The sequence below is a fragment of the Spirillospora sp. NPDC029432 genome (assembly GCF_040703975.1).
In the GTDB taxonomy this organism is placed as follows: Bacteria; Actinomycetota; Actinomycetes; order Streptosporangiales; family Streptosporangiaceae; genus Spirillospora.
In genome coordinates, this window is the sequence record NZ_JBEZWH010000011.1 from 140,732 (window position 1) to 153,632 (window position 12,901).

The following is a 12,901-nucleotide window of genomic DNA, read 5'->3' on the forward strand; positions in this document are numbered from 1 at the left end:
CGGCACTGTATCGAGCATCCACCTCGGCGGGCGCGCATCCGCGCCACCGATCATCCGTTGCAACGGTCCAGCGGCGGTCCGATCCCCAGCCACCGGGCCACCGGACGGGTTCGTCCGGGTTTCCGCCCGGCCCGGCCCGGCGAGAATCAGGGGAACGGCGAGGCGAGGGAGGCGGCGCGATGGGCCAGCCCGGCATGCGGATCACGCTGGACGCGGCGATGCGGGCACGCGAGGTGTCGCGGCCGCGCCCGGACGGCACCGGATCGCCGCCGCCGCCCAAACCGCCCGCCGCGCCCGACGAGCAGACCGCCAGGCGCGGCAAGGCCGCCAAGAACGAGCGCCGCCGCCTCGGCAAGCGCGGACCCCGCCGCCCCGCCGCCCCCTCGGCGGCCGAGAACCTCTGATCGGGGATGGATCACCGCTGCCCGGTGAGGCGGCGCCTCACCGGGCGGGCCGGGACTTCCAGTGACGTGTCCTAGGAGTTGGGGAGCGGCGGGAGCTCGCCGGTGGTCTCGTAGTCGCTGAGCATCGTGATGCGGCGGGTGTGCCGCGGCTCCTCCGAGTACGGCGTCTCCAGGAACAGCCGGACGAACTCCGTGGCCGTGTCCTGGTCGTGCTGGCGCGCGCCGATGCTGATGACGTTGGCGTCGTTGTGCTCGCGGGCGAGCTTCGCGGTGTCCTCGTTCCAGACCAGCGCGGCCCGGACGCCCTTGACCTTGTTGGCGGCGATCGCCTCGCCGTTGCCGGAGCCGCCGAGCACGACGCCCAGCGAGCCGGGCTCGGCGGCGGTCCGCTCGGCCGCCCGCAGCACGAACGGCGGGTAGTCGTCGACGGCGTCGTACTCGAACGCCCCGCAGTCGACCGGCTCGTGGCCGTTCGCCTTCAGCCAGGCGACCAGGTGCTCCTTCAGCTCGAAGGCGGCATGGTCGCATCCAAGAAACACGCGCATGCGCCGATTCTCCCAGGTGCGGCGCACCGCCCGGGCGCCGGGGCGCGCCCTCGCGCCCCCCGATCAGCCCGCGCTCAGCCCCCGGTCAGCCCGCGACCGGTACGGGGAACCGGAAACCGTGGTCGACCTGGGCCTCCAGATCCTCGCCGACGGCCCGGTTGGCCCAGCTCCGCGCGTTCTTCACGTGGAACTCCACGCCCTGCCGGCGGAACCGGTCCCAGTCGCGCTCGCGCGCGTCGACGGCCGCGAGCATGCGGTCCAGCGCGGCCTCGTTCGCCGGCTCCAGCGGGACGCCGCCGCGGCCCTGCTCCAGCGCCCGCACGGCGGCGGACTGCCCAAGCCACGTCAGCAGGTCGTCGCCGACGTGCTCGCGCAGGTACGCCACGTCGCCGTCGCCCTGCACCTTGTTCCCCACGACGGTGATCGCGACGTCGTAGTCGCGGGCGTAGTCGGTGTACTGCCGGTAGACGCCCACGCCCTTGCGGGTCGGCTCGGCCACCAGGAACATCAGGTCGAACCGCGTGAAGAGTCCGGAGGCGAACGTGTCCGCCCCGGCGGTCATGTCGACCACGACGTACTCCCCCGGCCCGTCGACCAGGTGGTTGAGGTAGAGCTCCACCGCGCCGGTCTTGGAGTGGTAGCACGCCACCCCGAGATCGTCGTCGTTGAACGGGCCGGTGGCCAGCAGCGTGATGCCGTCGACGTCGTACCCCAGCGCGTGCACGGGGTCGTCGCCGCCGACGCGCAGCAGCCGGGACCCGGCGCCGGGCGGGGTCGTCTTCACCATCGCGGCGGCCGAGGAGATGCGCGGGTTGTCGCCGCGCAGCCACTCCTTGATCTCGGGGAGCCGGTCCCCCATCGCGGGCACCTCGGCGGCGCGCGCCTCGTCCAGCCCGAGCGCCACGCCCATGTGCTGGTTGATGTCGGCGTCGATGGCCACCACCGGCAGCCCGCGCGCGGCCAGATGCCGGACGAACAGCGACGACAGCGTCGTCTTGCCGCTGCCGCCCTTGCCGACGAACGCAACCTTCACGAAAGCCCCCGTTCCGGATTGATTCGGGTCGATTTGGATATGAAAACCGTTGCCATTCCGGAGACGAGTTTCCCCAACCGCACCGATCGAAGCAAGCGGAACGGCCGAACTCCCCCGACTCAGCTCCGCCGGCTCGGCTCTCCCCCGGCTCAGCTCCGCACGGCGCCGGGATCGAACCCGAAGGGGAGTTCCAGGCGGTGGGCCGCCAGGAGGTCCGCGTCGGACAGGAGGTCGAGCGTGGGGGCGTCCGCCGCTATGACGCCGCCGGAGAGGATCAGGGCGCGGGGGCACAGCTGCGCCGCGTACGGGAGGTCGTGGGTGACCATCAGGACCGTGACGTCGAGGGAGAGCAGGACCTCGGCGAGTTCGCGGCGGCCGGCCGGGTCGAGGTTGGAGGACGGCTCGTCCAGGACGAGGATCTCCGGCTCCATCGCCAGGACGGTCGCGACGGCGACGCGGCGGCGCTGGCCGAAGCTGAGGTGCTGCGGCGGGCGGGCGGCGGCGTCCAGCATGCCGACGGCGGCCAGCGCGCGCTCCACCCGGGCGTCCAGCTCCGCGCCGCGCAGGCCGAGGTTCGCGGGGCCGAAGGCGACGTCCTCGCGGACGGTCGGCATGAACAGCTGGTCGTCGGGGTCCTGGAAGACGATCCCGACCCGGCGGCGGATCTCCCGCAGCGATCTCCTGTCGGCCGGGTCGACGGGGAGGCCGCCGACGCGGACGGAGCCGAGGCCGCCGTGCAGGATGCCGTTCAGATGCAGGACGAGCGTCGTCTTGCCCGCGCCGTTGGGGCCGAGCAGCGCGACCCGCTCGCCGCGCTCGATGGCGACGTCCACGCCGTAGAGGGCCTGGGTGCCGTCGGGATAGGCGTACGCGAGGCCGCTCACCTCCAGGGACTTCATGGCACCGTCCAGGCGGCGAGGGCGATCAAGGCGGCGGCGAGGGGCAGCGCGGACGCGGCCGACCACTGGCGCGCCGAGGCGGGCACGTCGTGCAGGACGGGCATGCGGCCGTCGTAGCCGCGGCTGACCATCGCCAGGTGGACGCGCTCACCGCGCTCGTACGAGCGCAGGAACAGCGCGCCGAGCGAGCGGGCCAGCACGCGCGCGTCGCGCGGGCCGCGCGGCTCGAAGCCGCGGGCGGCGCGGGCGGTCCGCATGCGGCCCAGCTCGGCGGCGACGACGTCGCCGTACCGGAGCATGAACGCGGCGATCTGCGTGATCAGCTGCGGCATCCGGAGCCGCTCGATGCCGTGCAGGAGCAGGCGCGGCTCGGTGGTCGCCGCCAGCAGGACGGACGCGACCACGCCGAGGGTGCCCTTGGCGAGGATGTTCCAGGCGCCCCAGAGGCCCTCCACGCTCAGCCGGAGGCCGAGGACCGCGGTCTCCGGCCCGGTCGCGACGAACGGCATGGCCAGCGCGAACGCCACGAACGGGATCTCGATCATCGTCCGGCGCAGCACCGTCCCGTACGGGATCCGGGCCGTCGCGACCACGGCGGCGAGCAGGACCGCGTACGCCGCGAAGGCCCAGACCCGTTCGCGGGGCGTCGCCACCACGACGAGCACGAACGCCAGATGCGCGACGAGCTTGCACTGCGGCGGAAGCCGGTGCACCGGCGAGTCGCCTCGCACGTAGAGCCGGTGCACATGGCCCGCGCCCATCTAGGAGTCCTGGGGCGAACGGCGCCGCAGGCCCCAGAACAGGCCCCCGCCCACGAGCAGCACGGCGCCGACGCCGATGACGCCGGACAGGCCGCCCGAAAGGCGCGCGTTCTCGATGCCCTTGACGCCGTAGTCGCCCAGCGGGGAGTCCTTGAGGGCGTGATCCTTCTCCTCGGCGCTGATGCCCTTGTCGCCGGCGACCTTCTCCAGGCCGTCGGGGCTGGAGCTGGCGTAGTGGCTGACGATCCCGGCCAGGATGAGCGTGACCAGGAGTGCGGCGGCGAAGAAGCGCCTGGTGCTCATACGGCCGCCTCCCTGGTCCGGAGCTCCGGGCGTCCGATCAGGCCGCGCGCCCCGTACACGAGGTCGGGCCGGACGGCCAGGACGCTCGACACGGCCAGCGCGGTGATCAGCCCTTCACCGATGCCGATCAGCACGTGCACGCCGACCATCGCGGCGGCGACCGTGCCGATCGGGACGTCGGTCGTGCCGCCGACCGCGTAGATCAGCGTGAACGCCAGCGCCGAGGCCGGCACCGAAAGGGCGGCGGCCGCGAACGCGGCCCCGCCCGCCGCCGTTCCGTTCTTCGGCAGCACCCGCAGGAGCAGCCGGAACAGCCCGTACCCGACGGGGACGGTGACCAGCGCCATCAGCGTGATGTTGACGCCGAGCGCGCTGACGCCGCCGTCCGCGAAGAGGAGCGCCTGCAGGAGCAGCACCACCGACACGCACAGGACGCCGGCGTACGGCCCGACCAGGACGGCCGCCAGCGCGCCGCCGAGCAGATGCCCGCTGGTCCCGGCGGCGACCGGGAAGTTGAGCATCTGCGCGGCGAACACGAAGGCGGCGGTCAGCCCGGCCAGCGGCGCCGTGCGGTCGTCCAGCTCGCGCCGCGCGCCGCGCAGCGACACCGCCACGCCCGCGACGGCGACCGCGCCCGCCGCGAGCGAGACCGGCGCGTCGATGAATCCGTCCGGTACGTGCATGATCGCCACCATCCCTACCGGCATGCCGAGACATGACCAGTTTGCGGGGGCGACACCGCTATTGCAATAGAGTCGCAATAGCCGATCTTTCGCGGGAACGGGCGCGGCGCGTCAGTCGAAGATCGGGTCCCGGTCGCGGGTGCGCTTGAGCTCGTAGAAACCGTCGGTCGACGCGACCGCGAGCACGCCGTCCCAGAGCTTGACGGCGGCCTCGCCGCGCGGGATCGGGGTGACGACCGGGCCGAAGAACGCGCTGCCCTCCACCTCGATGACCGGCGTGCCGACCTCCTGGCCGACCTTGTCGATGCCGACCTTGTGCGAGGCGCGCAGGGCCTCGTCGTACGCGGTCGAGTCGGCGGCGTCGGCCAGCGCCGGATCCAGGCCCGCCGCCTCCAGCGCGGCGGCGAACGTCTCCTTGGTCTTGGGTAGCTTCTCGTGGTGGAAGCGGTTGCCGAGCTCGGTGTAGAGCCGGCCGAGGACCTCGGAGCCGTACTTCTGCTCGGCCGCGATGCAGACCCGCACCGGGCCCCAGCCCACGTCCATCAGGTCGCGGTACTTCTCCGGCAGGTCGCGGCCCTCGTTCAGGACGGACAGGCTCATCACGTGCCAGCGCGGCTCGATCGGCCGCAGCTTCGCCACCTCGTGGACCCAGCGCGAGGTGATCCACGCCCACGGGCACAGCGGGTCGAACCAGAAGTCGACGGGCGTACGCGATTCTTCGGACGGCAAGGCGGCCTCCCATAAGCGGACCTGGTCAGGATTCCTTCAGGGCAACCCAGGAGGACACACCGCCATTCCCGGGTACGAGGTGGCCGTACCCGGCCCCTCCCAGCCGCCACACCGGAACCGATGGACGCGCCTCGGCCCCACGACCGGCAGGGCGGTTGGTAGACATGGAGCGACACCTTTCAGGACACCCAAGGAGTACATGTGGCAGGCAACCTCACGCGCGACGAGGCGCGGGAACGGGCCCGGCTGCTCACCGTCGACTCGTACACGGTCGAGCTCGACCTCACGACGGGTGAGGAACGGTTCGGTTCCACCACCGTGATCCGGTTCGGCAGCGCCGAGGCGGGCGCGTCGACCTTCGTGGACCTGCACGGCGCCGTCGTGCGCGAGGCCACGCTGAACGGCACCGCGCTCGACCCCGCGTCCTACGACGCCGAGAAGGGCCGGCTGCCGCTGCCCTCCCTGGCCGAGTCCAACGAGCTGCGCGTCGTGGCCGACTGCGCCTACTCCCGTTCCGGCGAGGGCCTGCACCGGTTCGTGGACCCGGTGGACCGGAGCGTCTACCTGTACACGCAGTTCGAGACGGCCGACGCGCACCGGATGTACACGTGCTTCGACCAGCCCGACCTCAAGGCGACCTTCGAGTTCGCAGTCACCGCGCCCGAGGACTGGCAGGTGGTGACGAACGAGGGCGCCGACCGGAGCGAGGGCGGCTCCTGGCACTTCCCGCCGACGCCGCGCATCTCGACGTACATCACGGCGCTGATCGCGGGCCCGTACCACGTCGAGACCGACGAGTACCGGCGCGCGGACGGCAGCGGGATCCCGCTGGGCGTCTACTGCCGCGCGTCGCTGGCCGAGCACCTGGACGCGGCCGCGATCGTGGACGTGACGCGGCAGGGCTTCGCGTACTTCGAGGAGGTGTTCGGGCGGCCGTACCCGTTCACCAAGTACGACCAGCTGTTCGTGCCGGAGTTCAACGCGGGCGCGATGGAGAACGCCGGCGCCGTCACGTTCCTGGAGGACTACGTCTTCCGGTCGCGGGTGACGGACGCCGCGTACGAGCGCCGCGCCGAGACGATCCTGCACGAGATGGCGCACATGTGGTTCGGCGACCTGGTCACCATGCGCTGGTGGGACGACCTGTGGCTGAACGAGTCGTTCGCGACGTACATGAGCGTGCTGTGCCAGGCCGAGGCCACCAAGTGGACGGGCTCCTGGACGACGTTCGCGAACCTGATGAAGGCGTGGGCGTACCGGCAGGACCAGCTGCCGTCCACGCACCCCATCTCGGCGGACATCCCCGACATCCAGGCGGTCGAGGTCAACTTCGACGGGATCACCTACGCCAAGGGCGCGAGCGTGCTCAAGCAGCTGGTGGCGTACGTGGGCCGGGACAACTTCCTGGAGGGCGTGCGGCGCTACTTCCGGCGGCACGCGTGGGGCAACACGGTCCTGTCGGACCTGCTGGACGCGCTGGAGGAGACCTCCGGCCGCGATCTGGCGTCCTGGTCGAAGGAGTGGCTGGAGACGGCGGGCGTCAACACGCTGCGCCCCTCGTACGAGGTGGACGCGAACGGCGACTTCACGTCGTTCGCCGTGCTCCAGGAGGCCAAGCCGGACTACCCGACGCTGCGCTCGCACCGCGTCGCGATCGGCCTCTACGACCGTACGGACGACGGGATCGTCCGGCGGGAGCGGATCGAGCTGGACGTCGTCGGCGCGCGCACCGAGGTCAAGGAGCTGGCCGGCCGGAAGCGGCCCGACCTCGTCCTGGTGAACGACGACGACCTCACGTACGCGAAGATCCGGCTGGACGACCACTCGCAGGCGACGCTCGTCTCCGGCATCGGCGACATCAAGGACGGGCTGCCGCGCGCCCTGTGCTGGTCGGCGGCGTGGGACATGACGCGGGACGCCGAGATGGCCACCCGCGACTACGTCAAGCTCGTCATCAGCGGCATCCGCGGCGTCACCGACATCTCGGTCGCGCAGACGCTGCTGCGGCAGACCCGTACCGCGCTCCAGCAGTACGCCGACCCGGGCTGGCGCGCCACGGGCCTCGGCCTGCTCGCCGACGCCCTGTACGAGCTGGCGTCCGGCGCCGAGGCCGGGTCGGACTTCCAGCTCGCCTACGTCCAGGCGTTCGCCGGCACCGCGGTCTCCGACCGGCACCTGAACGTGATCGCCGGGATGCTGGACGGCTCCGAGGTCCCGGCGGGGCTCACGGTCGACACCGAGCTGCGCTGGACGCTGCTGCGCCGCCTGGTCGTGACGGGCCGGGCCGGCCAGGCCGAGATCGACGCCGAGCTGGAGCGCGACCCGACCGCCGCCGGCGAGCGGCACGCGGCGGGCTGCCGGGCCGCGATCCCGACCGCCGAGGCCAAGGCCGCGGCCTGGGAGTCGATCGTCGGCGGGAAGCTGCCGAACGCGGTGTTCCGGGCGACGCTGGGCGGGTTCGTGGAGCCCGACCAGGCCGAGCTGCTCGTCCCGTACGTGGACAAGTACTTCGCGGAGGTCGGCCGGATCTGGAAGGAGTGGAGCGGCGACATGTCCCAGACGTTCGCCGAGGTCGCCTACCCGTTCCTGGTCGTCGACCAGTCCACGATCGACCGTACCGAGGCCTACATCGCCGAGAACCGGCCGCCGGCCGCCCTGGTGCGGCTGCTGTCGGAGGGCCGCGACGGCGTCGCCCGCGCCCAGCGCGCCCGCGCGAAGGACGCCGCCTCCGCCTGACGCGGGGAGGCATGCCCGTGACCGCGCCCGCACGGCGCGGTCACGGGCCGCGGGGTGGAAGGCTGGGACGGTGAAGACCGCGCGGGACGTACTGACGGAACTGGCACGAAGGCATGCGTTCGGGGACATCGAGGCACTCGTCTCGAGCGGTCCCGTACTGGACGGGGACACGACGCGGGTGGCGGCGCTGTGCGCGTTCGGGCAGCGGGTCCTCGACCTGGACGCCGAGGACTTCGGCATGCCCGAGGAGGTCGGCGAGGTCCCCGAGGACCTGCTCGGGCGCGCCCTCTCCAGCCGGATGCCGCAGCGCCCCCGCGAGTATCCGCGGGGCGCCCTGGCGAGCCTGCGCCCGGCGTACGGGCTGCTGCTGGAGGTCATCGCGATCCGCTGGGAGCGGCGCGAGATGGCGGCGCTGGTGGCGGCGGTGCACATCGCCAGCGAGTACGCCGCCCTGCTGGCCTGGGAGCCCGTGCTGGGCCACGCCGGCGACCCGGCGCGGCTCAAGGAGGCCGTCACGGGCCCCGGCAGCCGCTTCGGCGTCGCGCTCGAACCCGGCGAGGCGCGCATCTGCGACCACACCCGCCCGGAGCGGTCGGCGTGCGACCGCGCCCTGCGCGTCGCCAACGAGCCCCCGCCCGGCTGGCGCGCCTACCTGGACCGCCAGCACAGCCAGGTCGCGCAGGCGCTGGGCGACTGCGCGGCCCGCTGCCGCACGCCCTGCTCGGTCATGGACCGCCTGGACGCCGGCGTGCGGGCGGACCTGGAGGCGCGGTGCAAGCTCGCCGCGGAGTTCACGGAGGGGGCGCTGGTGAGGCTCCGGCACGCCGCCCCGGTCGGGCACGGTTTCGGCGTGCCGTCTCCCGAGGAGGTGCAGACGGCGTGGGCTCGTGCGCGCGCGTCGTTCAAGCGCCACGCCTTGGGGAGGGACGTTCTCGCCTCCGCCGAGGACGACCCGTACCCGCTCGCAGGGCTTCCGGCGCTGTTCTCGGCGATCGCCGCCACCAGGATCGAGCCCGACACGCTCCTAGACGACGTCTCGTCCCGCCTCGTCAAGGCCCTGTCGTGAGGGGCTGAACGGCGCGAGCGCCGCCTGGAGGGACGCCGACGACGGCAGGTCCTCCATCATCACGGACTCGCCGCCGGAGCCGGCCATCGGGACGCGCCAGTTGGGGTACTCGTCCACCGTCCCGGGCTGGTTCTGCGTGCGGCGCTCCCCGACGGCGTCGGCCAGGGAGACGCCGATGAGGCGCGCGGGCGTACGGCACAGGAAGGCGTGCAGGGCCGCCGTCACCTCCGCGTCGTGCGAGGTGTCGCCCGCCTCCACCGCCCGCAGGACGTCCTCGGCCGGCGTGGCGAGCAGCCCCTCCTCGTGGAGCAGGCGCAGCCAGTCGGACAGCTGCGCCCGGTGGTCGGCGAGCTCCGTCTCCACCGGGCGGGTGAGGAGGTCGAGGCGGTCGCGCAGCTCGATGTGGTCGGCGTGCAGGAATCCCGTGATGGGCGGCATGTCGTGCGTCCCGACGGTGGCCAGCGACGCCTCCCGCCACTCGGACGGCCCGCGCGGGCGGCCCTCGCCGTCCCGCTCGAACCACAGGAGCGAGGTGCCCAGGACGCCCCGGTCGGCGAGGTCCTCGCGCACCTCCGGCTCCACCGTCCCGAGGTCCTCGCCCACGACGACCGCGCCGGCCTGGGCCGCCTCCCAGACGAGCGTGGACAGCATCGCCTCCCGGTCGTACGCGACGTACGTGCCGTCCGCGGGCGAGCCGCCCTCGGGCACCCACCAGAGCCGCGAGACCTGCATCGCGTGGTCCAGGCGCAGGCCCCCGCCGTGCCGCAGGGCCGCGGCGAGCATGCCGCGGAACGGCAGGTACGCCGCCTCGGCGAGCCGCCCGGGATGCCACGGCGGCTGCCCCCAGTCCTGGCCGCGCTGGTTGAACTCGTCCGGCGGGGCGCCGACGCTCATCCCGGGCGCGAACATCGGCCGGTACATCCAGGCGTCAGCGCCGCCCGGATGCACGCCCACCGCGAGGTCGTGCACGATGCCGACCGGCATGCCCGCCGCGCGCGCCACCGCCTGCGCCTGCGCGAGCTGCTCGTCCAGCTGCCACTGGAGCCAGGCGTGGAAGTCGACGCGGTCGGCGAGCCGCTTGGCCGCGTACGCGACCGCCGGGTTCTCCGCGTCGCGCAGCTCCGCCGGCCAGCGCCGCCAGTCCGCGCCGTGCTCCTCGCTCAGGGCGCTCCAGGTCGCGAACGCCATCAGCGGCGCCCCCTCGCGATGGCGGTACCAGTCGAACGCCTCCTGCCGGGCCGTGCCGCGCGGCACCGCGTACACCGCTTCGAGGGCCTCGCGCTTCGTCTCCCAGATGGCGTCCCTGTCGAGGGGCTCGACCGTCATGGCGGCGAAGCGTTCGCGCTCCCGGCCGGGAAGGGCGGCGTACTCCGCTACGTCCTCCACGCGCAGGTACAGGGGGCTCGCGAAGCGGCGGCTCATGGGCGAGTACGGAGAGGGCGTGACGGGCGGCACCGGCTCGGTCGCGTGCAGCGGGTTGACCAGGAGGAAGCCCGCGCCCATCTCTTGGCCGCTCCACGCGGCGAGGTCCGCCAGGTCGTGCAGGTCTCCCATGCCCCAGGAGTTCTCGGAGCGCACGGAGTACAGCTGGATCGTCAGGCCCCACGCCCTGGCCGGGGGTTCGAGGCGCTGCGGCGTGACGAGCAGGGGCGCGCTGACCTCGCGCCACTGGCTCCGGACGCGGACGCGCACCCGGTGCCAGCCCTCGGGCGTCCCCGGAGGCAGGTGGTACTGCTTCAGCAGCCCCTCGGACGAGCGCACCGTCGTGCCGTGCAGCTCGACGCTGCCACCCGTGGACATGTCCAGCCACACCTCGTCGGCCCCGCGCGTGCCCCACGGGATCCGGATCCCGCCGGGACGGCCCGCGCGCTGGAAGAGGATGGGCGGGAGCAACCGGGTGCGCCGCTCCTCCTCCAGCCGGGCCAGGGTGTCCCGTACCGCCAGAGGCGTGGACACGTCCGCGCCCAAGGCCGTGAGGACGGCCTTCAACGTGTCCTCGGAGACGTCGGTGTCGCGTCCCCGCCAGTCCGTGTAGCGCGTCGCCACCCGATGCGCCCGGGCCAGCCTGTTCAGTTCCGCATCCGCCACGCTCTGACCCTGCCCCTCAGTCCGCGGCCTACTGCCTTCCCTGCGCCCCCTTACGCAATACCTCTGAACCCTGATACCCCCGTCAGGGCCCCTAAGCTCCCGCCGCTCCTGGTCACTCGTTCCAGATGGGAGGCTTGCGGTCGATCCAGGGGCGCGCCTCCTCCAGCTGCGCCGACAGGGACAGCAGGGTGCCCTCTCCCCCGAGGCGGCCCGCGAGCATGACGCCGATGGGCAGGCCGTCGGCGTTCCAGTGGAGCGGCACGCTGACGGCGGGCTGGCCGGACACGTTGTACGGGGCGCAGAACGGCGTGAAGTGCTTCTGCCGCTCGAAGTTCTCCGCCGGCTCCTGGTCGTGGAAGTGGCCGACCGGCACGGGCGGCCCCGCGAGCGTCGGATGCAGGATCGCGTCGAACTCGTTCATCACCGGGAACGCGGCGCGCAGGGCCGCCTGGAGCGTCGCGTGCGCGCCGAACAGCTCGGGGGCGGACGTCGCGTGCCCGCGCTCGCGCAGCCAGCGGGTGAGCGGCTGGAGGAGGTGCTCGCGGGCCGGGTCGACGGGCGTGATCGTCGCCATCACGCCCCAGAGCGTCTCGAAGATCGGCACCAGCTCGGGGCCGAGCACCTGCGGCAGCTCGACGACGTCGTGCCCGAGCTCCTCCAGCAGCAGGCTCGCGTCCTCGTACGCGGCGACGCAGTCCGGGTGCACCTCGGCGCCCGGGACGGCCGGCACGCGGCTGCGGGCGATGCGCAGGCGGCCCGGCGGGCGCTCGGTGTGGGAGAGGAAGGACCCGTCCGCGGGAGGCGCCAGGTAGAGGTCTCCGGGCATCGGGCGGGCCATCACGTCGAGCAGGAGCGCGGCGTCCCGGACCGTGCGGGCGATGGGCCCGTTGGTCGACAGGCCGAACAGGTCCGGGACGACCGGCCCCGCCGAGACCCGGCCGCGGGTCGGCTTCAATCCGAAGAGCCCGCACGCGCTGCTCGGGATGCGGATCGAGCCGCCGCCGTCGCTGCCCTGGGCGACCGGCGCCAGCCCGGCCGCCACCGCCGCGGCCGCGCCGCCGCTGGAGCCGCCGGCCGACCGGGAGAGGTCCCAGGGGGTGCGGGCGGCGGGCGCGACGGCGCTTTCGGTGTAACAGGGCAGGCCGAATTCGGGGGTCGTCGTCTTACCCGGAAGGACAGATCCCGCTTGCCTCAGCAGGAGGACGACATTGTCGTCGGCGAACCCGGTCAGATCATGAAAAACCGCGGAACCGAAGGTCATCGGCACGCCGTTCACCATGTTCAGGTCCTTGATCGGCACCGGGACCCCGAGCAGCGGCGGCAGCTCGGCGGGGTCGGCCGCCTCCGTGACCTGCTTCTCGGCCGCGCGCGCCTCCTCCTGGAGCCGCTCCCCGGTCACCGTCACATAGGCCCCGACCTGGGGATTCAGCCGTTCGATGCGGTCCAGGTAGTGGTCGGCCACCTCGACGGGGGACAGCTCGCGCGCACGGATCGCGGCGGCCAGCCGGATGGCGCTCAGATCATGGGTATGAGTCACACAGCGGAACGCTAGACGGCGGATGGCCCAGCATCAAAGATGGGCAACGGCGACCAACCGCGAAAGAGGGGACGCGAAGAGCTAGAGGACGGCCGTACCCGGTCATGCCAACAACCA

At 73.0% G+C, this 12,901-nt stretch carries 12 protein-coding genes; 3 read left to right on the plus strand and 9 right to left on the minus strand.

All coding sequences use genetic code 11. The features are described from left to right. Positions 1 to 179: 179 nt before the first annotated feature. A complete protein-coding gene (locus tag AB0881_RS11940; protein WP_366616390.1) occupies positions 180 to 404 on the plus strand; it encodes a hypothetical protein in 225 nt (74 codons plus the stop codon). Between the two features lie 71 nt (positions 405 to 475). On the opposite strand, the gene AB0881_RS11945 is transcribed toward AB0881_RS11940, so the two are convergent. The 7 genes from AB0881_RS11945 to AB0881_RS11975 all read right to left on the minus strand — a co-directional run bounded on the left by AB0881_RS11945 (position 476) and on the right by AB0881_RS11975 (position 5,357). Further along, the gene (locus AB0881_RS11945; RefSeq protein WP_366616392.1) at positions 476 to 949 is read right to left on the minus strand and encodes a ribose-5-phosphate isomerase; all 474 of its coding nucleotides are present in this window, start codon (positions 947 to 949) and stop codon (positions 476 to 478) included. A gap of 85 nt (positions 950 to 1,034) precedes the next feature. Continuing rightward, on the minus strand, positions 1,035 to 1,982 hold the full coding sequence (locus AB0881_RS11950; protein WP_366616393.1) for an ATP-binding protein: 948 nt from the start codon (positions 1,980 to 1,982) through the stop codon (positions 1,035 to 1,037). 149 nt (positions 1,983 to 2,131) lie between these two features. Continuing rightward, positions 2,132 to 2,881, minus strand: coding sequence for an ABC transporter ATP-binding protein (locus tag AB0881_RS11955; RefSeq protein WP_366616395.1), 750 nt, complete (start codon positions 2,879 to 2,881; stop codon positions 2,132 to 2,134). Further along, positions 2,878 to 3,642: a cobalt ECF transporter T component CbiQ gene (gene cbiQ, locus AB0881_RS11960; protein WP_366616396.1), complete on the minus strand. Its 765-nt coding sequence runs from the start codon at positions 3,640 to 3,642 to the stop codon at positions 2,878 to 2,880. Before cbiQ ends, AB0881_RS11955 begins: the two co-directional genes overlap by 4 nt. Continuing rightward, positions 3,643 to 3,945, minus strand: coding sequence for a PDGLE domain-containing protein (locus tag AB0881_RS11965; RefSeq protein WP_366616398.1), 303 nt, complete (start codon positions 3,943 to 3,945; stop codon positions 3,643 to 3,645). Next, entirely contained in the window at positions 3,942 to 4,628 is a 687-nt protein-coding gene (locus tag AB0881_RS11970; RefSeq protein WP_366616400.1) for an energy-coupling factor ABC transporter permease, read from the minus strand. The genes AB0881_RS11965 and AB0881_RS11970 overlap by 4 nt, the downstream gene beginning before the upstream one ends. A gap of 111 nt (positions 4,629 to 4,739) precedes the next feature. Continuing rightward, positions 4,740 to 5,357, minus strand: a complete 618-nt coding sequence (locus tag AB0881_RS11975; protein ID WP_366616401.1) for a disulfide bond formation protein DsbA — start codon at positions 5,355 to 5,357, stop codon at positions 4,740 to 4,742. A 201-nt stretch (positions 5,358 to 5,558) separates the two neighbouring features. On the opposite strand from AB0881_RS11975, the gene pepN reads away from it, so the two are divergent. Both pepN and AB0881_RS11985 read left to right on the plus strand, forming a co-directional pair. Continuing rightward, on the plus strand, positions 5,559 to 8,093 hold the full coding sequence (pepN, locus tag AB0881_RS11980; protein ID WP_366616402.1) for an aminopeptidase N: 2,535 nt from the start codon (positions 5,559 to 5,561) through the stop codon (positions 8,091 to 8,093). A gap of 70 nt (positions 8,094 to 8,163) precedes the next feature. Then, the gene (locus AB0881_RS11985; protein WP_366616403.1) at positions 8,164 to 9,159 is read left to right on the plus strand and encodes a hypothetical protein; all 996 of its coding nucleotides are present in this window, start codon (positions 8,164 to 8,166) and stop codon (positions 9,157 to 9,159) included. On the opposite strand, the gene malQ is transcribed toward AB0881_RS11985, so the two are convergent. Beyond that, complete coding sequence (gene malQ, locus AB0881_RS11990) at positions 9,118 to 11,247, minus strand: 4-alpha-glucanotransferase (protein WP_366616405.1); 2,130 nt, start codon at positions 11,245 to 11,247, stop codon at positions 9,118 to 9,120. The genes AB0881_RS11985 and malQ overlap by 42 nt on opposite strands. A 112-nt stretch (positions 11,248 to 11,359) precedes the next feature. Then, a complete protein-coding gene (locus tag AB0881_RS11995; protein WP_366616406.1) occupies positions 11,360 to 12,784 on the minus strand; it encodes an amidase in 1,425 nt (474 codons plus the stop codon). Positions 12,785 to 12,901 lie beyond the last annotated feature (117 nt).

Coding starts and splice junctions, on each gene's coding strand:
- AB0881_RS11940 (WP_366616390.1), top strand. CDS start 180: ATGGGCCAGCCCGGCATGCGGATCACGCTGGACGCGGCGATGCGGGCA.
- AB0881_RS11970 (WP_366616400.1), bottom strand. CDS start 4,628: ATGCACGTACCGGACGGATTCATCGACGCGCCGGTCTCGCTCGCGGCG.
- AB0881_RS11945 (WP_366616392.1), bottom strand. CDS start 949: ATGCGCGTGTTTCTTGGATGCGACCATGCCGCCTTCGAGCTGAAGGAG.
- cbiQ (WP_366616396.1), bottom strand. CDS start 3,642: ATGGGCGCGGGCCATGTGCACCGGCTCTACGTGCGAGGCGACTCGCCG.
- AB0881_RS11955 (WP_366616395.1), bottom strand. CDS start 2,881: ATGAAGTCCCTGGAGGTGAGCGGCCTCGCGTACGCCTATCCCGACGGC.
- AB0881_RS11965 (WP_366616398.1), bottom strand. CDS start 3,945: ATGAGCACCAGGCGCTTCTTCGCCGCCGCACTCCTGGTCACGCTCATC.